General features: G+C 70.3%; 23 protein-coding genes. 6 read left to right on the top strand and 17 right to left on the bottom strand.

Annotation, left to right across the window (positions count from 1 at the left end):
• Positions 1-35: 35 nt before the first annotated feature.
• Positions 36-689: a hypothetical protein gene (locus ACTWPV_RS32460; protein WP_443154695.1), complete on the bottom strand. Its 654-nt coding sequence runs from the start codon at positions 687-689 to the stop codon at positions 36-38.
• A 24-nt stretch (positions 690-713) separates the two neighbouring features.
• A complete protein-coding gene (locus ACTWPV_RS32455; protein ID WP_347650538.1) occupies positions 714-1,472 on the bottom strand; it encodes a class F sortase in 759 nt (252 codons plus the stop codon).
• A 141-nt stretch (positions 1,473-1,613) separates the two neighbouring features.
• On the opposite strand from ACTWPV_RS32455, the gene ACTWPV_RS32450 reads away from it, so the two are divergent.
• The gene (locus ACTWPV_RS32450) at positions 1,614-2,069 is read left to right on the top strand and encodes a hypothetical protein (RefSeq protein ID WP_443154694.1); all 456 of its coding nucleotides are present in this window, start codon (positions 1,614-1,616) and stop codon (positions 2,067-2,069) included.
• 358 nt (positions 2,070-2,427) lie between these two features.
• On the opposite strand, the gene ACTWPV_RS32445 is transcribed toward ACTWPV_RS32450, so the two are convergent.
• Entirely contained in the window at positions 2,428-3,228 is an 801-nt protein-coding gene (locus ACTWPV_RS32445) for a class F sortase (RefSeq protein WP_347650540.1), read from the bottom strand.
• Entirely contained in the window at positions 3,225-4,589 is a 1,365-nt protein-coding gene (locus tag ACTWPV_RS32440) for a hypothetical protein (RefSeq protein ID WP_347650541.1), read from the bottom strand. The genes ACTWPV_RS32445 and ACTWPV_RS32440 overlap by 4 nt, the downstream gene beginning before the upstream one ends.
• 178 nt (positions 4,590-4,767) lie before the next feature.
• Here ACTWPV_RS32440 and ACTWPV_RS32435 point away from each other — a divergent pair, with 178 nt between their 5' ends.
• Both ACTWPV_RS32435 and ACTWPV_RS32430 read left to right on the top strand, forming a co-directional pair.
• The gene (locus ACTWPV_RS32435; RefSeq protein WP_347650542.1) at positions 4,768-5,913 is read left to right on the top strand and encodes an acyl-CoA dehydrogenase family protein; all 1,146 of its coding nucleotides are present in this window, start codon (positions 4,768-4,770) and stop codon (positions 5,911-5,913) included.
• 45 nt (positions 5,914-5,958) lie between these two features.
• A complete protein-coding gene (locus tag ACTWPV_RS32430; RefSeq protein WP_443154693.1) occupies positions 5,959-6,120 on the top strand; it encodes a hypothetical protein in 162 nt (53 codons plus the stop codon).
• A gap of 4 nt (positions 6,121-6,124) precedes the next feature.
• Here ACTWPV_RS32430 and ACTWPV_RS32425 read toward each other — a convergent pair whose 3' ends face one another.
• The 3 genes from ACTWPV_RS32425 to ACTWPV_RS32415 form a co-directional block, all read right to left on the bottom strand.
• Positions 6,125-6,892 (bottom strand): alpha/beta fold hydrolase, encoded by a 768-nt coding sequence (locus ACTWPV_RS32425; RefSeq protein ID WP_443154692.1) that lies wholly within the window; start codon positions 6,890-6,892, stop codon positions 6,125-6,127.
• Positions 6,893-6,908: 16 nt separating this feature from the next.
• Entirely contained in the window at positions 6,909-9,131 is a 2,223-nt protein-coding gene (locus ACTWPV_RS32420; RefSeq protein WP_443154691.1) for a SpoIIE family protein phosphatase, read from the bottom strand.
• A gap of 123 nt (positions 9,132-9,254) precedes the next feature.
• A complete protein-coding gene (locus tag ACTWPV_RS32415; protein ID WP_443154690.1) occupies positions 9,255-9,959 on the bottom strand; it encodes a metal-dependent transcriptional regulator in 705 nt (234 codons plus the stop codon).
• 108 nt (positions 9,960-10,067) lie between these two features.
• On the opposite strand from ACTWPV_RS32415, the gene ACTWPV_RS32410 reads away from it, so the two are divergent.
• On the top strand, positions 10,068-10,679 hold the full coding sequence (locus ACTWPV_RS32410; RefSeq protein ID WP_347650547.1) for a UdgX family uracil-DNA binding protein: 612 nt from the start codon (positions 10,068-10,070) through the stop codon (positions 10,677-10,679).
• 78 nt (positions 10,680-10,757) lie between these two features.
• On the opposite strand, the gene ACTWPV_RS32405 is transcribed toward ACTWPV_RS32410, so the two are convergent.
• On the bottom strand, positions 10,758-12,068 hold the full coding sequence (locus tag ACTWPV_RS32405) for an MFS transporter (protein WP_443154689.1): 1,311 nt from the start codon (positions 12,066-12,068) through the stop codon (positions 10,758-10,760).
• 10 nt (positions 12,069-12,078) lie between these two features.
• Complete coding sequence (gene pdxH, locus ACTWPV_RS32400; protein ID WP_443154688.1) at positions 12,079-12,732, bottom strand: pyridoxamine 5'-phosphate oxidase; 654 nt, start codon at positions 12,730-12,732, stop codon at positions 12,079-12,081.
• A 252-nt stretch (positions 12,733-12,984) separates the two neighbouring features.
• On the opposite strand from pdxH, the gene ACTWPV_RS32395 reads away from it, so the two are divergent.
• Complete coding sequence (locus ACTWPV_RS32395) at positions 12,985-14,091, top strand: citrate synthase 2 (RefSeq protein WP_347650550.1); 1,107 nt, start codon at positions 12,985-12,987, stop codon at positions 14,089-14,091.
• A gap of 48 nt (positions 14,092-14,139) precedes the next feature.
• Here the strand turns inward: ACTWPV_RS32395 and ACTWPV_RS32390 are convergent, their stop codons facing one another.
• The gene (locus tag ACTWPV_RS32390) at positions 14,140-16,806 is read right to left on the bottom strand and encodes a hypothetical protein (RefSeq protein WP_443154687.1); all 2,667 of its coding nucleotides are present in this window, start codon (positions 16,804-16,806) and stop codon (positions 14,140-14,142) included.
• Positions 16,807-16,892: 86 nt separating this feature from the next.
• Between ACTWPV_RS32390 and serC the strand changes: the two genes are divergently transcribed.
• A complete protein-coding gene (gene serC, locus ACTWPV_RS32385; protein ID WP_347650552.1) occupies positions 16,893-18,002 on the top strand; it encodes a phosphoserine transaminase in 1,110 nt (369 codons plus the stop codon).
• A 52-nt stretch (positions 18,003-18,054) separates the two neighbouring features.
• Here serC and ACTWPV_RS32380 read toward each other — a convergent pair whose 3' ends face one another.
• The 7 genes from ACTWPV_RS32380 to ACTWPV_RS32350 all read right to left on the bottom strand — a co-directional run bounded on the left by ACTWPV_RS32380 (position 18,055) and on the right by ACTWPV_RS32350 (position 23,364).
• Positions 18,055-18,678, bottom strand: a complete 624-nt coding sequence (locus ACTWPV_RS32380; RefSeq protein ID WP_443154686.1) for a rhomboid family intramembrane serine protease — start codon at positions 18,676-18,678, stop codon at positions 18,055-18,057.
• Positions 18,679-18,785: 107 nt separating this feature from the next.
• Positions 18,786-19,550, bottom strand: coding sequence for a crotonase/enoyl-CoA hydratase family protein (locus tag ACTWPV_RS32375; protein ID WP_443154685.1), 765 nt, complete (start codon positions 19,548-19,550; stop codon positions 18,786-18,788).
• A gap of 19 nt (positions 19,551-19,569) precedes the next feature.
• Complete coding sequence (locus tag ACTWPV_RS32370) at positions 19,570-20,343, bottom strand: SDR family NAD(P)-dependent oxidoreductase (protein WP_347650555.1); 774 nt, start codon at positions 20,341-20,343, stop codon at positions 19,570-19,572.
• Between the two features lie 47 nt (positions 20,344-20,390).
• Complete coding sequence (locus ACTWPV_RS32365) at positions 20,391-20,729, bottom strand: STAS domain-containing protein (RefSeq protein ID WP_347616849.1); 339 nt, start codon at positions 20,727-20,729, stop codon at positions 20,391-20,393.
• 104 nt (positions 20,730-20,833) lie between these two features.
• Positions 20,834-21,568 (bottom strand): energy-coupling factor ABC transporter ATP-binding protein, encoded by a 735-nt coding sequence (locus tag ACTWPV_RS32360; RefSeq protein WP_347650556.1) that lies wholly within the window; start codon positions 21,566-21,568, stop codon positions 20,834-20,836.
• Positions 21,565-22,320, bottom strand: a complete 756-nt coding sequence (gene cbiQ / locus ACTWPV_RS32355) for a cobalt ECF transporter T component CbiQ (protein WP_443154684.1) — start codon at positions 22,318-22,320, stop codon at positions 21,565-21,567. The genes ACTWPV_RS32360 and cbiQ overlap by 4 nt, the downstream gene beginning before the upstream one ends.
• Positions 22,321-22,323: 3 nt before the next feature.
• Positions 22,324-23,364, bottom strand: a complete 1,041-nt coding sequence (locus ACTWPV_RS32350) for an energy-coupling factor ABC transporter permease (RefSeq protein ID WP_443154683.1) — start codon at positions 23,362-23,364, stop codon at positions 22,324-22,326.
• Between the last annotated feature and the right edge of the window lie 23 nt (positions 23,365-23,387).

Raw genomic sequence — 23,387 nt, 5'->3', positions numbered from 1 at the left:
CTAGGTGCACACTACAACAGAACGACGTTCTGGGGTCATTCCGCCGGCGGTACGAGGTCCTCCGCCGCGTCGATCCTGAACCGCCACCGGTCGACGGCCAGGCCGTTCAGCGCCTCGGACAGCTCAAGGGCGAGCGCGCCCAGCTTCTCCGGCTCCCCGCCGCGCAACTCGATCGCCGTCAGCTCGGTCGCGAACGGCAACAGCTCCGCCGCAGCGGGCGGGCCGCCCTTCTGCGGCACGAGCACGGCCTTGATGTCGCCCGCCGTGAACGCGAACTCCTCGTCCTCCGGCTCCAGGAACGGGGCCAGCTCCTCGGGCGTCGGGCGTACCGGGAGGATGACGGCGGGACCGCCCTCCGCCGCGTCAGCCGGATCGCTCACCTCGCCCCGGCACACCGCCAGCCCCTTCAACCGGAAGGCCAGCCCCTCGGCGAGGTAGCGGTCGAAGAAATCGATCGGCAGCGGGCCCTCGGCCGCCACCCGCACCCCCCACGCCTTCTCCAGCACGCCGCCCGTCAGCTCGGCCGCCGCCTCGACCGGCGCGCACACCCGCACATCGGTCGCCACGATGTCGTCGCCGTCCTTCCGCGCGCCGGGATCGGCCAGCTGCACGATGCGCAGCAGCTTCGCCGGATCCAGCTTCGCGGGCAGCACCGCCGTGGGGCCTGTACGCAGTCGTCGCTTCGCCATCCAGCCCATGCCCAGCCTCCGCGCTCAGCTTCGATAGGAGCTCGTCATCGTCGCGTAGACGATGACGTTGTCGGTGTAGTGCCCGGTGCGACGATCATAGGTGCCGCCGCACGTGATCAGGTGCAGTTGGGCGTTCTCCTGGCTGCCGTAGACGCGCTGGGTCGGGAACGTCTTCTTGCTGGCCTGCTCCACGCCGCCGACCGTGAACACCGCCGTGGTCTTGTCCTGGCGCTTGACCTCGATGGTGTCGCCGTGCTTGAGCTCCGGCAGCCGGTTGAACACCGCGGGGCTCGTCTTGGTGTCCTTGTGTCCCAGCAGGACCGCCGGTCCCGCCTCACCCGGCGTCGACATGTTCCGGTACCACCCGACCAGGTTGGCGTTGTTCGACGGCGGAACCTGGATGGTGCCGTTCCTGGCCAGGCCCACCGACCTGATCGGCGCGTTGACCCCCAGCCGCTTGATCACCAGCCGCATCGGGGTGGACGGCAACATGGGCGGGGCCGCCTTGATCTGCGGCAGCGGCGGCGGCACGTCGGGCCCACCCTGGAACATCGCCTGCTCGGGCTGCCCCGACGGCTTGGGCTGCGCCTCCAGGGCCAGGGTGTCGCGGTTGCTGGCCAGGCCGTACTCGTCGGGGGACCTGAACACGATCAGCAGCCCGGCCACGACGGTCACCACACCGGCGATGGCCGCCACGATCAGCACGGTCCTGAGCGCCGCGCCCCCTTTGTCCTCAGGCGGCGGCACGGGAGCGCCGCCACCGTACGGGTAGTAGCCGGACATCCCCGTCAGCCCCGAGCGGCGTTACGGCGACGCATGAGAAGCCCACCCCCGGCTGCGGCGACGATCAGGGCGCCACCGGTGAGGATGAACAGCCGGCCGTCAGGGCCCATCGTCCCACCCGCGCCCGTGTCGGCACCGGCCTTGGGAGTCTGGGACTTCCTGGTGGGCTCGGACTCCGACGACGGCGTGACGGTCACCGTGTGGGTGCTGGTCCTCGTGGGCCTGGGGCTGGAAGGGGTCGGGGTCGGCGACTTCGTGGGGGTGGTCGTGGGGCTGTTGGTCGGGGTGCCGGTGGCGGTGCCGACGACCAGGTTCACGGAAGGACCCCCGGAGGCGCCCGGCTGGCATTTGTATTCAGCCCCGTTGATCATGACCGAGAAACCACCGCCCTTGAGAGCCACCGTTCCAGTGGCGGTGGGCGTGACGACCATGGTCATCGTCGGGATGGGCACGGGAGAGTTGGCGCTGATCGTCGTCGCCGGCGCGACGGAACCGCTGGCGATCACTGGAGTGGCCGGGATCGGCGAACCGCTGGGGCTGACGGTGCCCGACGCCACAACGCTGGTCGGAGTGGCCTCGGCCGTTGCCGACAGGTAGCCCGAGGTCGGCTGGCGAATGTCCCAGGTCACCGTAACCGGTGCGCTGGGCCTGGCCGTCGTGGGCGTCTTCAGCTCCATGGTGAAAGTGACGGCCGAGCTGCCGCAGGTATAAGCCACGGGAGCCGGTGCCGCCACCGCAGCCATCACGGGTATCGCTCCGAAGATCCCTGCGCCTAGAACGGCCATAGCGGATGTCTTGAGGGCGAGGCGGCGCCGCGCCTTGGACGTCAGCACTTCCAGCTCCATTTCAGCGCAGTATCAACAGTCGTGCCAGAATTCCAGCCGTTGGTCACGGTTAGGTTGAGATCTTATGATCTGTCCCTGTCAACTTTCCCGTAAACCCGGAAATCGGCCGGTCAGCCCTTCTTCTTGGACAACGTTGCGTACACGATGATGTTGTCCGTGTAGTGGTGGGTCGTCTTGTTGTAGACCCCGCCACACGTGATGAGCCGGATCTGGGAGTTGGTGGTGTTCCCGTACACCCGCTTGGTCGGGAACGAGTTCTTGCTGGCCTGCTCGATCCCGCTGACCGTGAAGCGGGTGACCTTGCCGTCCGAGCGGTACACGTAGATCTGGTCGCCCTTGGACAGTTCGCGGAGGCGGTCGAAGACGGCGGGGCCCCGGCGGGTGCTCACGTGGCCGTTGATGATCGAAGGGCCGAGCTCGCCGGGCAAGGGCGAGTGGCGGTACCAACCGGTCAGGCCCGCCTTGCTCAGCGGCGGGGTGCCGAGTTTGCCCTGCTTGTCCAGGGTGACGGACCGGATCGAGGCGTTGACCTTGATCTTGGGGATCTTGATGCGGGTCGGCCGTACCTTGGTGGTGGTCTTCTTCTTGGCCTTCGGGATGGCGGGCACCACCGGTGCGGCAGCCAGCGGAGGCGGCGCGTCCAGGCGGGCCGGCGTCAGGGGCACGTCCTTACCCCCGGGCCCGACGGTGGCCGGCAGCACGAACGCGCCCGCGTTCCCCACCGGCGTCTTCGTCGGGACCTCCGTCGGCGTCTCCTGCGCGGCCACCGGCGCCGCGAGCGGCCCCGACCCGTCGTCCACGGGTGGCGCCAGCGAGAGCAGCGTCACCATGACGATGCCCACCCCGCCGAGGGAGCCGGCGATCAGCAGGCCGGGCAGCGCGCGCTGCATCGGCGTCGTCCCCTCGGTCATCGGCGCGCACCTCCCGCGTGCGCGGCCCTGCGCCTGCGCAGCAGCACACCGCCACCGACGCTTCCCACCATCAGCACGGCTCCGCTGGTCATGAGCCCGAGGGGCGGCCCTTCGCCGGTCGCCGGCGCCTCGCCGCTGTCCACACCACCCTTGGGCGTCTTGGGCACCTGCGCCCGGTAGTACCGGGTCGCGGTCGGGCTGGTACTGCTCTTCGGCGTGGACGAGCTCGAACTGGAACCCGTGGGAACCACGGCCACGTGATCACCGCCGATGGAGTCGCCCTCCGGAGGCGTGCTGTCCTCGTCGGTCGGCTCGTCACTGGGGTCGTCATCCGGGTCGTCCGGGTCGTCCGTCGGGTCCTCGTCAGGATCCTCCGTGGGAGGGTCCGTCGGGTCCTGCGTCGGGCCGGGCACGGTGACGTCGATGGCTCCGGGGTCACCCTGAAGCTTGCATGTGGCCTGGTCGTGGTCCGGCGGCTCGGTGATGTCGCTGACCGTCACCCTGAACGCGTCAACGTAGGCGACCTTCGCCTCGGTGTTGACGATCTCCAGGGTATGCGGTCCATAGGCGAGCTGCGGCGACTCCCAAAGGACCTCCTTCGACGCGGTGCCCGTCATCGGCGTCCCGCTGCGGTCCTTGCCCGGCTCGACCAGCGGGTCGGTGACGACGTTGCCGTCGAGAATCACCCTGATCTTGCCTAGGTCGCGCTCGCGCCTGGCGATGTAGGCAACCTTCGTGCCGGTGAAGTCGAGCTTGGCTTTGGCCTCTTGCGTTCTGGTCCTGTGCAGGTCGTAGAGGTGGTCGTCGAACTCCTCCGCGGTGGTGATCCGCCTCCAGCCACCCTCGTACGTGATGTCCGGCGCGTTGTTGTTGACCATCACCTCGCCCTCGGCGGGCGTGAACCTGACCGTCAGGGCGCCGGGCTTGAAGCGGACCGTTCCGGAACGCCCGATGGATCCCTGGTCGGACAGCCCTTCGGGCAGTTCGAGGAACTCGCCCGGCACCAGCTCGCCCTGCTCCTGGCCGCCCCTCGGCCGTAACTGGCCGACCCAGGCGCCGCTGATGTCCACGACGCCTTCGAGGTCGAGGGAGGAGCCCGCGGGGAAGAACCCTGGCGAGCCGAACCTCGGATTGCCCTTGTACGAGATGCCCCAGCGGACGTTCATCAGCCCGCCGGTCTCGATCTGCGGCGTGATCGTGGCCTCGATGTCGACTCCGGCGCCGGCGATCCCGCCCTCGCACCGGTAGGTGGCCACCAGCGAAGTCTCTGCCTGGCCGGGGATGGAGGAGGTCACGACGAACGCGGTGGAAGCGGCCGCGCCGACCGATGCGGCGATCAACGCCTTGCGCCATCGACTCACGGGAGACTCCGATCAGCCACAAATACGCCGACGGTAGATCTTAGAGTCGAAAACACCCGCTCTACATACCGAACCCCCCATCTCCGACCACTTGTAATGAACCCGTGTCCACGGCTCCCGCCGTACTGACAAAAGGGGTATACCTCGCAGTAACAGAACCCTATTCCGGAGGCGACAGATGCAGCGAGACCTCTTCGACGAGGAGCACCTCCTCTTCCGCGAGACCGTGCGCGCGTTCATGTCCCGCGAGGTCGTGCCGCACCACGCTCGATGGGAGAAGGACGGCGTGGTCCCCCGCGAGGTCTGGAAGAAGGCCGGCGAGCTCGGCATGTTCGGCTTCTCGGTGCCCGAGGAGCACGGCGGCTCCGGGATCCGGGACTTCCGCTACAACGCGGTGATCGTCGAGGAGCTCATGCGGAACAACGCCACCGGGCTCGGCTTCTCGCTGCACAACGACGTCGTGGCGCCGTACCTGGTGGATCTGACCGACGACGAGCAGCGGCGGCGGTGGCTGCCCGGCTTCGTGAGCGGCGAGCTGATCACCGCCATCGCGATGAGCGAGCCGGGCGCGGGCAGCGACCTGCAGGGCATCAGGACCACGGCCATCCGCGAGGGCGACCACTACGTCGTCAACGGCCAGAAGACGTTCATCACCAACGGCATCAACGCCGACCTGGTGGTCGTGGTGGCCAAGACCGACCCCGAGGCCGGAGCCCGGGGCACCACCCTGGTCGTCGTGGAGCGGGGGATGGAGGGGTTCGAGCGCGGACGCAACCTGGACAAGATCGGTATGAAGGCCCAGGACACGGCCGAGCTCTTCTTCGACAACGTACGCGTGCCCGTCGCCAACCGCCTCGGGCCGAACGACGGCGAGGGCTTCGTCCAGCTCATGGACAACCTGCCGCAGGAGCGCCTGTCGATCGCCGTGGCGGCGGTGGCCTCGGCGGAGGGCGTGCTGGAGCAGACCATCGAATACTGCAGGACCCGGCAGGCGTTCGGGCGGAACATCGGGTCGTTCCAGAACACCAGGTTCGTCCTCGCGGAGCTGGCCACCGAGACGGAGATCGCCCGCCACTACGTCGACCGGTGCATCCGCGCGCTCAACGCCGGGCAGCTCACCGCGGTCGACGCGGCCAAGGCCAAGTGGTGGACCACCGAAGTGCAGACCAAGGTCATCGACCGGTGCCTCCAGCTTCACGGCGGGTACGGATACATGACGGAATATCCCGTCGCCAAGGCCTGGATGGACAGCCGGGTCCAGACCATCTACGGCGGCACCACCGAGATCATGAAGGAGATCATCGGCAGGTCCTTCGGATTCTGACCTGTCACCGCGCGGGAAGCCCGCCCACGCCGCATACTGGACGGCATGGACGGCGGCCTGATCCTCCTGGTTTTCCTGGCACTGCTGGCCGCGTGGGGCCTCAACCGCGTGCGCCGGGCGTTCCGCATGGGGCCGGTCGGCTACGCCGGTGTCATGATCGTCTTCATCGTCGCCATGCTGCTCGTCTGGGGCCAGACCAAGGTGTAGTTCGCTACGCCTCCAGGATGACGCGGGCCACGAGGTCGGGGTCGTCGCTCATCGGCACGTGGCCGCACCCCTTCAGCAGCTTGACCCGCTGCCCCGACCAGCGGGCCGCCCGCACCGCCTGGCGGCGCAGCAGGAGCCGGTCGTGCTCGCCCCACGCGATCGAAATGGGCGACTTCGGCGGCGCGGGCGGCATCAGCCCGGAGAACGACGCGAGCGTCTCGTCGAAGCCGCCGGCCCTGCCCAGCGCCTGCGTGGCCGCGATCAGCGCCGTCGGCGACAGCCGGGACGGGTGGGCGACCAGCACCCCGGCCGACACGGCCCGCAACACCGGGTTCTCCGCCGCCCTGACGACCTGCCCCTGCGGCATCGCCCTGGCCGAGGCCCGCAGGGCACGCAGCACCGACTGGCAGTAGACCAGCTCGGAACGCGACCAGAAACCCGCCGGCGACAACGCGGTGGCCGTGCGTACGACGCCGCGCGAGGCCAGCTCGAGCGCGATGTAGCCGCCGAGCGAGTTGCCCGCCACGTGCGGCTCGCGCACGCCGAGCAGCGAACAGAACGACTCGACCGCGTCGGCCAGCGACTCGGCGGTGTAGGGGATGCCCTCGGGCAGTCCCGGCGAGGCGCCGAAGCCGGGCAGGTCGAGCGCGATCACCGTGCGGGCGGCGGCCAGCCTGTCGATCACCGGTGTCCACGCCTGCCAGTGGTGACCGATGCCGTGGATGAGGATCAGCGGCGCGCCGGCGCCCCGGCGTTCGAAGGCCAGCTCCATTCACCCAGTGAATCACTCACCTGCTGCGCGTGGGAATCTCGAACCAGACGGCTTTGCCTTCCCTGGTAGGTCGCGACCCCCAGCGTCTGGCCAGCTGATCGACCAGGTAAAGGCCGCGCCCGCCCTCGTCGTTCTCGCCCGCGCTGCGGATGCGGGGCAGGCGGAGGTCCTGGTCGAACACCTCGACCCAGACCGACTCCTCGCCCCTGCGCAGCCGCAGCGTGAACTCCTTGTCGCCGACCACCTCGTCATCGAGGCCCGGCACGTCCCACGACTCCTCGAACGGCAGCGGCGGGCCCTCCACGACCAGCTCCCTGCGCGGCACGCTGGAGGTGGCGGCGTGCAGCACGACGTTGGTCACCACCTCGGAGACGAGCAGGCAGGCCAGCTCAGCGCGTTCTTCGGGGACGTTCCAGCCCGCGAACGCCTCCGACGCCATGCGCCGCGCATCGCCCACCATGATGGGCTGGGCGGGGAACGTGCGCTCCTCGACGTCGAGATCGACGTCGCTGGAGCGGACCACGAGGATCGCCATGTCGTCGTCGATCTCGCCCGGCACCGCGACCGTGGCGACGTCGGCGATGCGCTCGGCCTCGGCTCCGGACACCTTGGTCAGCGCCTCGCAGAGCACCCCGAGCGTTTCCTCCTCGCTCGGCGGATGCCCGTCGCGGCCGGGGCGGCGGTCGACGAGGCCGTCGGTGTAGAGGAGCAGCGCCGCGCCCGGCGGGAGCGTGCGGGTCTCCTCCTTGTAGACCAGGTCGGCGTGCAGGCCCTTGGCGCGCACCCCGAGCGGCTGGCCGACCTCCTCGATGTCGAGCTCCACGCACTGGCCGTCGACGAGCAGCAGCGGCGGCGCGTGGCCGGCGTTGGCGAAGGACAGCTGGCGCGACCAGGCGTCGTAGACGAGGTACTGGCAGGTCACGATGGGCGGGATGCTGATGTCGGCGCCGCTGTCGTCCTGCTCCGGCGTGGCGATGATGCGCGTCCACTCGTCGAGCCTGGCGAGGATGTCGGCGGGCGACTTGTCGTCCTGCGCGAACGCCCGCAGGGCGGCCCTGAGCTGCCCCATGACGGCCGCCGCCTTGGCTCCCCTGCCCTCGACGTCGCCGATCACGATGCCGACGCGGCCGGCCGACAGCGGGATCACGTCGTACCAGTCGCCGCCCACCTGGGTCTGGATGCCCTGCCCGTGGGAGGCCAGCGGGGCGGCAGGGTAGTAGCGCACCGCGATCTGCAGGCCGTCGAGCTGCGGCAGCGCCCTGGGCAGCAGGTGTTTCTGGAACGACTCCGCGGTGTGACGCTCCTCCTCGAACAGCAGCGCGTTGTCGATCGCGAGCGCGACCCTGGTGGCGATGGCGCCCACGAAGTCACGGTCGAAGGCGTCGTAGTGAGGGCTGCGCCGGTCGGTCAGGTTGGACAGGCCGAGGTACATCAGCCCCAGCGTCTCGCCGCGCACCGTCAGGGGGGCGACGATGGCCGAGGTCATGCCGATCTCGCCGCACAACCGCGCGCTGCTCTCGGTGGGGGCGGGGAAACTGCTGTTGGAGAAGTCCTCGACCAGGATGGTCTCCTGGCGGCGCAGCGCGGTGTCGGCGTAGTGGCCGGAGGGGTAGCGGATCTCCGCGCCCACCGGCTTCCATGTGCCCAACGGAGGCGCCCACCCCTGCACGTGCTGCGAGACCCGGCGGACGAGCCGGTCGCCCTCCGTCAACTCGATGAAGCAGTGGTCGGCGAACTGCGGGACCAGCATCTCGGCCACGCGCTTGAGCGTCTCTTCGACGTAGAGGGAGCCGGCCAGCCGCTCGCCGATGCGCTCCAGCAGCCCGAACCGGTCCTTCTCGCGCTCGTTGCTGCGCAGCGCCTCGCGGGCGAGGATGACGATGCCCGACACCGAGCCCGACTCGTGGCGCAGCGGCACGGCCTGGGCGCGGACGTAGACGATGGCGCCGTCGCCGCGCCTGACGTCGAACGTGCCCTCCCACACGCCGCCCTTGAGCACGTGCTTGGCCAGCTCGATGGCGAGCGGGTGGTCCTTCTCCATGATCCCGAGCGACAGGACCGAGGTGTCGCGCGCCGACGTCGCGACCGTGTGGCCGAAGAGCTTCTCGGCGAACGGGTTCCAGTAGAGCAGGTTGCTGAAACGGTCGGTGACGACCACCGCCATCTCGGCGTGGTCGAGCACGGACCCGGCGCCAAGGTGATCAGCCGCTTCCTGTGACAGATCCCCCCATCGCTTCATCCGGCGACCACCTCTCGGGGTGGCGTGTCTGCAAAGCGGACCACGGGCGCTCCTGCAACAGTCTTGGCCAGGGGAGAGTGGAGGGCCTCCCAGATGGGATTCAACCAAGCAGCCGCGCGCGCGTCAGCGCTTGGAGACAAAAACGTGCGCGGCGACATCACGCGGAAGCTCCGCGGGAGTGTCGTCACTGTCACCGTCACCTGTCACCCGCACACCATCGTCGCTCGCCGCGAGCGTCACCTCGCGTCCGGGTTGTATCCCAACTTGCTTGAGTTTAAGCATCACAGCGGGATCGCTTTGCACTTGTTCGCTAATTCGGCGGATGACGACGGGCGTCTCCCTGGCCCCCGCGACATCGCACATCGTGGTGAGCGCGCTGTCGCCGGACTCGGCCGCCTCCCTGGCGCCCAGCTCGCCGAGCCCGGGGATGGGGTTGCCGTGCGGGCAGACCGTGGGGTTGTCGAGCAGCGTCACCAGGCGCGACTCCACCGACTCCGACATGACGTGCTCCCAGCGGCACGCCTCGATGTGCACCTCTTCCCACGGGAGCCCGATCACCTGGGTGAGCAGGCACTCGGCGAGGCGGTGCTTGCGCATCACCCGGGTGGCCAGCGTGCGCCCCAGCTCGGTCATGGACAGGTGCCGGTCGCCCTCGACGCGAACGAGGCCGTCACGCTCCATGCGCGCGACGGTCTGGCTCACGGTGGGGCCGCTCTGCTGGAGGCGCTCCGCGATGCGGGCACGGAGCGGGACGATGCCCTCCTCCTCGAGCTCGTAAATCGTGCGGAGATACATCTCCGTGGTGTCGATAAGGCCGTGTGCGGTCAAGGCAGTCCTCCCAACTGAATGCTACGCCGGTCGTGGCGGGGACTGGGCCCGTCCGCAGCGGGCACAGGAGTCACGAGAAGCCTATTGGGAGAACGACCGACGATGGTTATGGACGGCAACACCGGAGCGGCCCGGTTCCTTCCCGAGCACCTCGACCTCGACGCCCTGCGCGGGGCCGCTGCCCGCTGCGAGGGCTGCGACCTCCACCGAGCCGCCACCCAGACCGTGTTCGGCGAAGGGCCGAGGCGGGCGGCGTTCATGCTGGTCGGCGAGCAGCCGGGCGACCAGGAGGACCGGCAGGGGCACCCGTTCGTTGGCCCGGCGGGCCGCGTCCTGGACAGAGGGCTGCAGGAAGCCGGGATCGAGCGGGAATCCGTCTACCTCACCAACGCCGTCAAACACTTCTCCTTCACCCCGAGGGGCAAGCGGCGGATCCACCAGAAGCCGACGGCCGCCGAGATCGACGCGTGCCGGCCGTGGCTCGACGCCGAGCTGGCCGTGGTACGCCCCAGGGTCGTCGTGGTGCTCGGCGCGACGGCGGCCAGGGCGCTGCTGGGGCGGGAGTTCCGGGTGACCAGGCACCGGGGCGAGCCGGTGCCGCTCGGCGACGCGCTCGCGGTGGCCACCGTCCATCCGTCGGCGGTGCTGCGCGCGCCCGACAGGGACGACGCGTACGAGGGATTCCTGGCGGACCTGCGGGCCGCGGCCGCCGCCGCCTGACCCGCGTCCTGAGCCGCCTGGCGGCCCCCGGTTCGCCTGACCCGGGTCCTGGCCACCTGACCGGTCCCCGTGATCCGCCTAGCCGGTTTCCGGCGCCGTCTGGTCGGTGCCCGGCGCCGCCTTGCCGGTGTCCTGGCCGGTCTGCTGGGCGGTCTGCTGGGCGCGGAAGTTCCTGAAACCCGCCACCGACAGCCCGACGACCAGCACGGTCACCATGCAGGCGATGCCGCCGCCCACCCAGGCGCCGCTCAGCCCGAACGCCGTCGCGGTGGCCCCTGCCCGCAGGTCGCCCAAACGCGGCCCGCCGGCCACCACCACCATGAACGCGCCCTGCAGCCGCCCCCGCATCTCGTCGGGCGCGTACAGCTGCAGGATGGACTGCCGCCACACCGACGAGATCACGTCGGCCACCCCTCCGACGGCCATGAACGTGACCACGAGCCAGAGCTCGTGCACGAGCCCTGCGGCCGCGACGGCCAGCCCCCACACGGCGATGACGACGACGAGGGCCACCCCCTGCCGCGAGACCCGGCCCACCCAGCCGGAGAACAGCGCGCCCGCGACGGACCCGATGGCCATGGCCGAGGTCATCCAGCCCAGCGCGATCATGGAGCCGCCGAACCGGTCGGCGGTCAACTCGGGGAAGAGGGCCCGCGGCATGGCGAACACCATCGCGATGATGTCGACGACGAACGACATCAGCAGCACCGGGCTCCTGGCGATGAAGCTGAGGCCCTCCAGGACGGCCCTGGCACCCGGACGGGTCACTTCGCCCAGCGGAGGCAGTGAGGGCAGCCTGAGGGCCGCGTAGAGGCTCCCCGAGAACAGCAGGGCGTCGACCGCGTACGCCGCGGCGTAACCTCCCGACGCCAGCACCACCGCGCCGACCATCGGGCCCACCACGGCGCCGATGCTGAACACCAGCGAGTTGAGCGCGTTGGCGGCCGGCACCAGCTCGCGGTCGAGGATCCGGGGGATGATCGCGCCCCTGGTCGGTCCGGTGATCGCGAACCCGGTGGCGTTGAGCGCGACGGCGGCGAAGATGAGCCAGATGTCGCGCAGGTCGAGCAGCGCCTGCACGAGGATGAGCAGGGTCGCCGCCCAGGCGATGACCGAGCCGACGATGAGCAGCCTGCGCCGGTCGACGGCGTCGGCCACCGCCCCGCCCCACAGGCCGAAGACGATCAGCGGCACGAGGTTGGCCATGCCGAGCAGCCCCACGTAAAACGAGGAGTGGGTCAGCTCCCACACCTGCTGGCCGACGGCCACGACGGTGGCGCCGACGCCGACGTGCGAGACGGCCTGGCCGAACCAGATCCGCCGGTAGGCCGGCACGCCCAGCGGCCGGGTGTCCACCACATGACGTTTGACCAGCTCCCCGAATGCCACTTAGGGCACTTTAAGGGGCCAGTCTCTCCAGAACCCATCCGGGTGGCGTGCGACGGTAGCGGAGCCGGTCGTGCATCCGGTCGAGCTGCCCCTGCCAGAACTCCACCTCCACCGGGACCACCCGGAAACCTCCCCAGAAGTCGGGCACCGGCGGATCCTCCGGCCAGCGTGCCGCCAGCTCCTCGTAGCGGGCGTCCAGCTCCTCCCTGGAGCGCACGACCGCGGACTGCCGCGAGGCCCAGGCGCCGATGCGCGAGCCGTACGGGCGGGACCGGAAATATGCGGCCGACTCCTCGTGCGGGATGCGGGTCACGGTGCCCTCGACCCGCACCTGGCGGCGTATGGGATGCCAGGGGAACAGCAGGGACGCGCGGGCGTTCTCGTCCAGGTCGCGGCCCTTGCGGGACTCGTAGTTGGTGTAGAAGACGAATCCGCGTTCGTCGTAGCCCTTCAGCAGGACCGTCCTGGCGCTCGGCCGGCCGCCCGCGGAGGCGGTTGCCAGGACCATCGCGTTGGGCTCGGGCAGCCCGGCGCCGAGCGCGTCCTGGAACCAGACCGTGAACTGCGCGGTCGGGTCGGGCGCGACATCGGACTCGAGCAGCGGCTCGCCTTCGTACGTGCGGCGTAGCCCAGCCAGCACGGGCGGGCGCGGGGTGGCATCCACAGGACGATATTCTTGCGCGCTCCTCCTGAGGATCCCACCCGACCCTCCCACCAGCGGCTTTGGCCTTACGGCGGGTCCCGAGACCGACCGTGAGCTGGGAGGGGGTTAAATTGACCCGCCGGTATCTCGACATCAACAGAGCGGTGGAGCTCGGGGCGGGAGAGCGAGGCCACGAAGCCGACGAGCCCCGAAGCGGCCACGACCGTAAGCAGAGCATTGCCGTGACATGGCAAGAAAGGGAGGCGGCCAAGCATGTCCGACTTCAAACCCGGCCTCGAAGGCGTCGTGGCTTTCGAGACCGAGATCGCGGAACCGGACAAAGAAGGGGGCGCCCTTCGTTACCGGGGCGTCGACATCGAGGACCTGGTGGGCCGTGTCCCGTTCGGACACGTTTGGGGCCTGCTGGTCGACAACCAGTTCCAGCCGGGCCTGCCGCCGGCGGAGCCCTATCCCATTCCCGTCCACTCGGGTGACATCCGCGTCGACGTGCAGAGCGCGCTGGCCATGCTGGCTCCCGCGTATGGCTTCAAGCCTCTGCTCGACGTCAGCGACCAGGAGGCACGCGACCAGCTCGCCCGCGCCTCCGTGATGGCGCTCTCCTTCGTCGCGCAGTCCGCGCGCGGCCTGGGCCTGCCGATGGTGCCGCAGAGCCGGGTGGACGAGGCCAAGACCATCGTCGAGCGTTTCATGATCCGCTGGCGCGGTGAGCCTGACCCCAAGCACGTCAAGGCCATCGACGCTTACTGGACCTCGGCGGCCGAGCACGGCATGAACGCTTCCACGTTCACCGCCCGCGTCATCGCCTCCACCGGCGCCGACGTAGCCGCCGCGCTCTCCGGCGCGGTCGGCGCCATGTCGGGCCCGCTGCACGGCGGCGCCCCGGCCCGCGTGCTGCACATGATCGAGGGCGTCGAGCAGCTCGGCGACGCCAAGAAGTACGTCCAGAGCGAGCTCGACAAGGGCAACCGGCTCATGGGCTTCGGCCACCGCGTCTACCGCGCCGAGGACCCGCGCGCCCGCGTGCTGCGCCGCACCGCCCAGGAGCTGGACGCCCCCCGCTACGAGGTCGCCGTGGCGCTGGAGCAGGCCGCGCTCGACGAGCTGCACGCACGCAAGCCCGACCGGGTGCTCGCCACCAACGTGGAGTATTGGGCGGCCGTGGTGCTGGACTTCGCCGAGGTGCCCTCCCACATGTTCACCTCGATGTTCACCTGCGCCCGCACGGCCGGCTGGGCCGCGCACATCCTGGAGCAGAAGAAGACGGGCAGGCTCGTCCGCCCGAGCGCAACCTACACGGGGCCCTCGTCGCGCCCACTCAGCGACGTGCCGGGCGCCGACGAGGTGGTCGGCAACTACTGACCACGGTCCGTACGGCTGCCGCGCGGACTGCGGCAGCCGTACGCCAGGTCACTTGTCCGGCAGGTCCACGCACAGGGGGTCCTTCGTGGGCGGTTCGTTCGTGTCCAGCCGGCCGCAGCGCTTCACGGGGCGGCTGTAGCCCCATTCCGACTTCTCCACCTTCATGATCGCGATGGCCTTGTCGATGGGCGTGTGCCGCTCCGTGAGGTCGAATCCCACCACCCCGCCCGATCCGGCCCATGAGGCGTTGCCCGACGTCCTGGCCAGCCGGTAGAGGATGTCGCCCCGGCTCGGCAGCGCCAGATCCCCCTCCCCTCCGGCCATGCCGGCCGCCTGGTAGGCGGCGTTGGCGGCGCGGTAGACCACGTCGGCGGCGTCGTACGTGAGGATGAGGTTGTCGTCGGAGGCCGTCGGGTGCCCCTTGTCCTGCAGCTTGCTGACGAACGCGGTGGCCGACGAGCGCGGCCACAACGCCCTGTGCGCCAGCGCCAGGTAGTAGACCTCGGCCTGCTTCGTGTTCGCGATCTCGTCGCCGTGGTCGGACACCACCTTGACGACGTCGTCGCCCGCGATCACCTTCACCTCCCCGCAGGCGTTGCCCTCGACGGCCGTCAGGAAGGCGCGGAACTCGGACGCCCGCCCGGCGTAGACGAGGACGTCGGGGTCGAGCGCGCACGCCTTCCCCGCCGCCGAGGAGATGCCGCCCTGCTGGACCGTGTACGAGATCCGCTCCACGTCGGCGCCCTCGTCCGTCAGGGCCTTCTCGAAGTCGTCCGCCAGGTTCAGGGTGTACACGTCGCCCTGCGAGCGGTCCTCGACGATGACCGCGGCCGGTTCGGCCACGCCCTTCAGGAGGGTCCGCCGGGCGAACCGGGCGCCGAACGCCGCCTGGCGGACGTTGGTCGGCCCCACCTGGAAGTAGTAGGGGGAGGGCTCGCCCGGCTGGTCGGGCAGCCCGGGGTTGCCGATGTAGCCGAACCGGTCCGCCGTCGCCGTGCTCGACACCATCGGGATCTTCGCCAGGTGCAGCTCCCTGATCGCCTCGCTGATGCCGGCCACGCTGCGCGGCAGGCCGACCACCCCCATCACGTGCCGGTCCCGCGCGGCCATGTCGATGATGAGCTGGGCCGTCCTGCGCCCGTGGTCGAAGTTGTCGCCCGCGTTCGCGATCAGCACGCGTAACCGGGGGGTGCTGGTGACCGTACGCTGGTATTCCTCGACCGCGGCGAGCTCGGAGACCGCGGCGGCGAGCCGAGTGTCGTCCTGCGCCGTCTTCTTGATCGAGAACTCTCCGAACAGGACCACGCTGATGTACCGGCCGGAGTCGATCGCGTAGCGGTTGTTCTCGTCGATCTTCTTGATCAGCGTTTTCACGTCGCCGTCGAACAGGGTCTCGGGCGTGTCCCTCGTCGCGTTGACGATGCCGACGCATTCCTCCTCGATCCGCTCGACCCACGGCAGGCCGCCGCAGTGCCCGGCCCTGTCGCGCTGGATCGCGTAAACGAGTGAGAGCGGAACGACCACCAGCAGCGCCATCGCCGTCCAGTAGGCCATGGCCCGCCTGCGGCGCGGCGGCGACGGATCGTCCTGCGGCTCCGCGGGCACGGCCGTCGCCTCGACGGTCAGCCGCAGCTCGGGAACGCCCAGCCTGGCCGCGTTACGCCACTGCGCGACCGCCTTCTCCAGGTCGCGCAGCGGCTTCGGCGCCGCCTGCGCCGGGGGCACGCCGCCGGGCACGGCCGCCAGCACGAGCATCGGCACGAACAGGCCGGTCTTCTTGGTGATCTCCTCCATCAGCCGCAGGAACCGCGCGTTGGTGCCCCCGGGATCGGTGATCTGGAGGACCAGGAGGCAGTACTGGCCTCTCCCCCAGCTCGGCCACGGAATGATCCACTTCTTGTACGCCTCGTGCAGGTCCTGCATCAGGGCGTGGACCAGCAGCTCCTCTATGTCGTCGTCCGGCGCGGCCGCCAGGCGCAGCGCGTATTGGGGCAGCCGCTCGAACCGCCGCCTCTTCAGGCTCGGCTCGCTGCTGAACCACCCGGTGAAGAGCGAGCCTCTGATCGACAACATGCCCTGTGCCGCGGTGCCGCCCAGGGCCACCAGGAGGCCGAGCAGCCAGGGGATGACCCCGACCAGGTCGGCGGCGCCACCGGCCCACCAGACGGCCAGGGTGCCCACCGGCACCCAGGTCGTGGCGGCGCGCGCCAGGAAGTCGGCCGACGTCTTGACGTCGTCGCCGCCACCACCGGCCATGCCGCGCCGCCAGTCCTTCAGCCGCTTCTTGTAGGCCTGGTAGTCGCTGTGCGACTGCGGGTCGGGGACGCGGCCGTCCGGCCTGTCCCGCGCCCACAACACGAACTGCGCGAGCGGGAAGCGCGGCGGCGGCAGCAGCGACCCGCCCACCGGCTTGCCCAGGCGGCCACGGTCGGTCCGGGCCTTGCCGGTGTGGTCCTCGTCGCCCGCCAGCGAGCTCACCAGGTCGAGCACCGACTCGTGCGCGCCGTCCGCGACGCGGGCGTAGGGGACGGCGGTCTCGAACGGCTTGGCGAGCCGGTCGACCGCCGCGAGCGCCTGCGCGCCGACCACCAGCACGGTCGGCAGGGGCGGATCGGCGCGCAGGAGCGCACGCCGGCGGATCAACCTCTCGATGACACTGCGCAGATCGGCCATCTGGGCGCTCCTCCAGCCGGTGCCGCCGTCGTGCTCAGCCAACGAACGATCAATGAAGGTGGTTCATCATGTCTCAGATGCCGGGCCCCGGTCCAGGGCATTCTCCGGCGCTCGGTAGGCTCCAGTACGTGGCTGACATCGTGATTCCCGCTGACATCAAGCCCGCCGACGGCCGCTTCGGCTGCGGGCCCTCGAAGGTTCGCACCGAGCAGCTGGCCGCGCTCGCGGCCTCCGGCGCGAGCCTCATGGGCACCTCCCACCGCCAGAAGCCGGTCAAGGGCCTCGTCGGCCGCGTGCGCTCCGGGCTCGCCGACCTGTTCTCGCTGCCCGAGGGCTACCAGGTCGTGCTCGGCAACGGCGGCACCACCGCGTTCTGGGACATCGCCGCCTTCGGGCTGATCCGCGACCGGTCACAACACCTGTCGTTCGGCGAGTTCTCCTCCAAGTTCGCCGCCGTCACGAAGAAGGCGCCCTGGCTGGGCGAGCCGAGCGTCATCACCTCCGAGGTCGGCGCCCACCCCGCCGCGGTCGCCGAGGACGGCGTCGACGCCTACGCGCTCACCCACAACGAGACCTCGACCGGCGTCGCGATGCCGATCGAGCGCGTGGGCTCCGGCGACGCACTGGTGCTGGTCGACGCCACCTCGGGTGCCGGCGGCCTGCCCGTCGACCTCGCCGAGACCGACGTCTACTACTTCGCGCCGCAGAAGAGCTTCGCCTCCGACGGCGGCCTGTGGATCGCGATCATGTCGCCGCGCGCCCTGGCCAGGGTCGAGGAGATCGCCGCCTCCGGCCGCTACGTGCCGGAGTTCTTCAGCCTGCCGGTCGCGATCGACAACTCCGCGAAGGACCAGACCTACAACACCCCGGCCGTGGCCACGCTGTTCCTGCTGGCCGAGCAGCTCGACTGGATGAACGGCAACGGCGGACTGGCCTGGACCACCGCCCGCACGGCCGACTCCAGCTCGCGTCTCTACACGTGGGCGGAGAAGTCGTCCTACGCCACGCCGTTCGCCGCCCCCGAGTTCCGCTCGCAGGTGGTCGGCACGATCGACTTCTCCGACGACGTCGACGCCGCCGCCGTGGCCAAGGTGCTGCGCGCCAACGGCATCGTCGACACCGAGCCCTACCGCAAGCTCGGCCGCAACCAGCTGCGCATCGCGATGTTCCCGGCCATCGACCCGGCCGACATCGAGGCGCTGACGGTCTGCGTCGACCACGTCGTCGAGCGCCTCTAGCCGGCGCCGCTCCCGCCCTCCTGCCTGCTCGTCCGGCAGGAGGGCGGTCGCGTCAGTAAGGGCTCGCGGCGATCTCGCGCTTGCGGCGCAGCACCCAGGCGGCCACCACGCCGCCGATCAGCCCGAACAGGTGGCCCTGCCAGGAGATGCCCGGCTGGTTGGGCAGCAGGCCGGCCAGGATGCCCCAGTAGGCGACGCCCACGCCGATCGCGATGGCGAGGTCGAGCAGCCTGCGGTCGAACACGCCGCGGGCCAGGATGAATCCGAAATAGCCGAACACCAGGCCGCTGGCCCCGATCGTGACCACGCCGGGGCTGGTCACCCAGGTGCCCAGGCCGCCGATCAGGATGATCAGCAGGCTGGCCCAGAGGAACTTGCGAACGTCGCGCAGCCCGGCCAGGAAGCCAAGGATCAGCAGGGGCAGCGAGTTGGCCATGAGGTGGCCGAAGCCGCCGTGCAGGAACGGCGCGAGCAGGATGCCGACCAGGCCGTCAGGGTCCCAGCCGACGATGCCGTACTGGTCGAGCGAGCCGTTGAGGACGACGTCGACGCCCTCGAGGATCCACATCGCGGCGAGCAGGGCGACCATGGTGATCAGCATGCTCAGCGCCCCGGACAGGAGAGCGCCGGCGCCGCGTCTGGCCGAATCGAACCGTGAACCCGAATAGTCGCTCATGCGCCTCTCCCGGAGTCGTTGCCCTCTTCCTTTACCGTAACCAGGAAGAGCTACGCGCGCGTTAAAGAGGCCCCTCCCGCCCCCCGGGGGGAGCGGGAGAGGCGCGGCTATTCGCCCTTCCACCGGGGCGCGCGCTTCTCCGCGAAGGCGGCGGCGCCCTCCATGGCGTCCTTCGAGCCGAACACCGGGTTGATGATCGCGCCCTGCTTCTTGAACATCTCCTCGCGCGACCAGTCCTGCGACTCGATGATCACCTGCTTGGTCGCGGCGAGTGCCAGCGGGGCGTTGCCGGCGATCTTGCCGGCGAGCTCGAGCGCGCCCTCCAGCGCCGCGCCGGGCTCGGTGACGCGGTTGACCAGGCCGAGCTCGTACAGGCGGGATGCCGGGTAGTGGTCGCCGGTCAGGGCGATCTCCATGGCCACGTGGTAGGGGATCCTGCGGGGCAGGCGCATGATGCCGCCCGCGCCGGCTACCAGCCCGCGCTTGGGCTCGGGCAGCCCGAACGTGGCCGCCGACGACGCCACGATGACGTCGCACGCCAGCGCCATCTCGAACCCGCCCGCGAGCGCGTAGCCCTCGACCGCGGCCACCAGCGGCTTCTTCGGCGGCGACTCGGTCAGTCCGCCGAACCCGCGCCCCTCAACCACGGGGAAGTCACCGGACAGGAACCCCTTCAGGTCCATCCCGGCGCAGAAGGTGCCACCGGCACCGGTCAGCACGTACGCCGAAATTTCAGGACGGGCGTCCAGCTCGTCCAGGGCCGCCGCGACCCCCCGCGCCACCGCCCCGTTGACGGCGTTGCGCGCCTTCGGCCGGTTGATCGTGAGGATCGCGACGTTCCCGGACTCCTCGACGAGCACTTCGTCAGACATGACAACCCTTCCGACGGGGTTACTTGGGCTGGAAGCGGATGCCGCCGTCGAAGCGGATGACCTCGGCGTTCATGTAGTCGTTCTCGATCAGCGACCGCACGAGGTGCGCGAACTCGCCGGCCTGGCCCATGCGCTTGGGGAACACCACCGGCGCCACCAGCTTGGCCTTGAACGCCTCGGCGTTGTCGTTGAAGCCGTAGATGGGCGTGTCGATGATGCCGGGGCAGATCGTGTTGACGCGTACGCCGATCGCCGCCAGGTCGCGCGCGGCGGGCACCGTCATGCCCACGATGCCGCCCTTGGAGGCGGAGTACGCCAGCTGCCCGGTCTGTCCCTCAAGCGCCGCCACGGAGGCCGTGTTGATCACCACGCCGCGCTGCCCGTCGGCGTCGGCCGGCTCGGTCTTGGCGACGGCGGCGGCGCCGATGCGCATGAGGTTGAACGTGCCGATCAGGTTGACCTCGATGACCTTGCGGTAGGAGGCCGGGTTGTGCGGGTTGCCTTCGCGGTTGACCGTGCGCTCCGCCCAGCCGATGCCGGCGCTGTTGACGATGACGCGCAGCGGCTTGCCGGTCGCCACGGCGGCGTCCACGGCCGCCTGCACCTGGGCGTCGTCCGACACGTCTGTCCTGGCGAAGACGCCGCCGATCTCGTCGGCGACGGCCTTGCCGCGCTCCTCGTTGAGGTCGGCGACGACCACGGTCGCGCCGGCCCGGGCCAGCTCGCGGGCGGTGGCCTCGCCGAGGCCGCTGGCGCCGCCGGAGATGATTGCTGCAGATCCGTTCACGTCCATATCCCGGACCCTAACGCGCCGACCGAATGAAGTTCTACTCGGGGCCGCTAAATAGCTCCCACAGCCGTGTCGACGTCGGCGTACACCTTGATCCGCCGGTCGAGGCCGGTCGTGCGGAGGATGCGCGCCACCGGCGCCTGCGGCGCCGCGAGGGACACGCCACCACCCTCCCCCGTCGCCAGCCGCCATGCCTCGATCAGCACCGACAGACCGCTCGAATCCATGAACGACAGCTGCTGCAGGTCGAGCACGAGCCTGGCGCCGTCCTGTTTGATGGCGTCACGCACCTCATCGCGCAGAAACGGCGCGGTGAACAAGTCGAGCTCACCCTCAACGGCCACCACCACGGCGTCACCAAGGGCGTGTCGTGCAAGCCGCAGCTTCATTTGGCCCCTCCTCGATGAGCCACTGTACTTCGACATCCCCGGAGACCGGGCATGCACAAACTACGAAGAGCCGGATGCAGGCGGGCTTCGCCCGTCAAACCAGCTCACATGACAGGGACGGCGAAGCCGTACGGGAGCTCCAGGCGGTGCCTGGCCAGCAGCTCGGCGTCGGAGAGCAGCGCACGCGTGGGGCCGTCGGCGGCGATCACCCCGTCGGAGAGAATGAGCGCGCGCTCGCACAACTCCAGCGCGTACGGCAGGTCGTGCGTGACCATGAGCACCGTCACGTCCAGGGAGCGCAGGATCTCCGCCAGCTCCCTGCGGGCGGCCGGGTCGAGGTTGGACGAGGGCTCGTCGAGCACGAGGATCTCCGGCTCCATGGCGAGCACCGTCGCGACCGCCACCCTGCGTCGTTGCCCGAACGACAGGTGGTGCGGCGGCCGGTCGGCGGCGTCCAGCATGCCGACCCGCGCGAGCGCGTCCTCGACCACGCGGTCGAGGTCCTCGCCCCGCAGGCCCGCGTTCGCCGGGCCGAAGGCCACGTCGTCCCTGACCGTGGGCATGAAGAGCTGGTCGTCCGGGTCCTGGAAGACCAGGCCGACGCGCTGCCTGACCTCGGCGAGGGTGTCCTTGCGCACGGGGGTGCCCGCCACGGTGACGCTGCCGTGACCGGCGGTGAGAATGCCGTTGAGGTGCATGACGAGCGTGGTCTTGCCGGCGCCGTTCGGGCCGAGCAGGGCCACCCGCTCGCCGCGGGCGATCGACAGGTCGACGCCGAACAACGCCTGCGTGCCGTCGGGGTAGGCATAGGCGAGCTGCCTGACTTCCAGAGAGTTCACAAGGACAGTCCCAACACTGCGAGGGCCGCGGCGGGCAGGGCGAGCGCCGTACCCCACTGGCCTACAGATGCCGAAATATCACGAATCATCGGCATCCGCCCCGAGTATCCCCGGCTGAGCATCGCGAGATGCACTCGCTCCCCCCGTTCGTACGACCGGATGAACAGCGCCCCGGCAGATCGGGCGACCACCGGGATCTGCCGGAAATTACGCGCCTCGAACCCGCGAGACTCCCGCGCCACCCGCATCCGCCGCATCTCATCCATGATCACGTCGAGGTATCTCAGCATGAACATGGCGATCTGCACCAGCAGGCTCGGCAACCTGAGCCGCTGCGCCCCGATCAGCACCTCCCGCGGCTCGGTGGTGGTCGCCAGCAGGACCGAGGCGGCCACGCCGAGCGTCGCCTTGGCCAGGATGTTCCAGGCCGCCCAGAGCCCGGGCACGCTCAGCGAGAGCCCCAGCACGGTGATCCGCTCGCCCAGCCCGATGACCGGAATGAGGAGGGCGAACAGCACGAAGGGCACCTCGATCACCATCCGCCGCGCCAGGTGCGCCACCGGCACCCGCGCGGCCAGCGCGACACCGCCGAGCAGCGCCGCGTAGACGGCGAAGGCCCAGAACCGCTCGCGCGGCGTGGCCACCACGACGAGGGCGAAGGCGAGGACCGCCAGCAGCTTGCACTGCGGCGGCAGCCGGTGCACCACCGAGCCACCTGGCCGATAGAGCTGGTGATGATGCCCGGCCCTCATGTGTCACGCCCTGATCTGGTTACGGCTCCGCGCGGCGTGGGCCACCGCCCCGGTGAGCACCAGCACCAGGCCGACGCCGATGATGCCGGCGACGCCGACGGGGATGCCGCCCACCTCACCGTAGTCGGCCAGCGCCCACGAGCCGAACAGGTGGTCGGCCGCCTGGTCGATGAAGCCCTTGTCCTCGGCGACCGCCTCCAGCCCGTCGGGCGAGGAGGAGGCGAAGAACGACACGAGCCCGGCCAGCACGAGCGTCACGCCGGCGCCGCCCAGCAGGAACGGCCTGAGCGCGCCAGGGGCCGCGGGGGCCGGCTCGGGCTCGCCCACGGTGGTGCCGCCGTCGGCTCCGCGCAGGACCAGCGGCTTGGCCAGGCGGCCGGCGCCGTACACGAGGTCGGGCCGCACGGCGAGCACGGCGCCGACGGTCGCGGCGGTGATCAGGCCCTCGCCGATGCCGATCAGCAGGTGCACGCCGCCCATCGCGGCGGCCACCGTGCCCACGTCGATCGGCGCGGTCCCGCCGATCCAGAACAGCAGCGTGAACGCCAGCGCGGAGACCGGCACGGAGACCAGCGCGGCCAGGAACGCGGCCACCACCACCTGGCCCCTGGCCAGCCCCGTGACAAGCTTGAAGACGCCCCAGCCGGCCAGCACGGTGACGATGCCCATGAGCGTGATGTTGACGCCGAGCGCCGTCAGCCCTCCGTCGGCGAAGAACACGCCCTGCACGAGCAGGACCACGGCCATGCACAACACGCCCGTATAGGGCCCGACGAGGATCGCCGCCAGCGCACCGCCCAGCAGGTGGCCGCTGGTGCCCGCGGCGACGGGGAAGTTGAGCATCTGGACGGCGAAGACGAACGCGGCGACGAGCCCGGCCATGGGCGCGGTCCTGTCGTCGAGCTCGCGCCGTGCCCCCCGCAGGCAGACCGCGACCCCCGCGGCCGCCACGACTCCGGCCGAGATCGAAGTCACTGCGTTGAAGAAGCCATCAGGTACGTGCACGGCTCTGCCTCCCGGAACGGGACGGGATGGGACCAACATCCCCACTTTAGGACATGGCATTG

This window comes from Nonomuraea sp. KM88, assembly GCF_052245635.1.
Lineage (GTDB): Bacteria > Actinomycetota > Actinomycetes > Streptosporangiales > Streptosporangiaceae > Nonomuraea.
The sequence above is the reverse complement of the archived record's forward strand: the minus strand, read 5'-3'. Positions and strand labels throughout refer to the sequence as shown.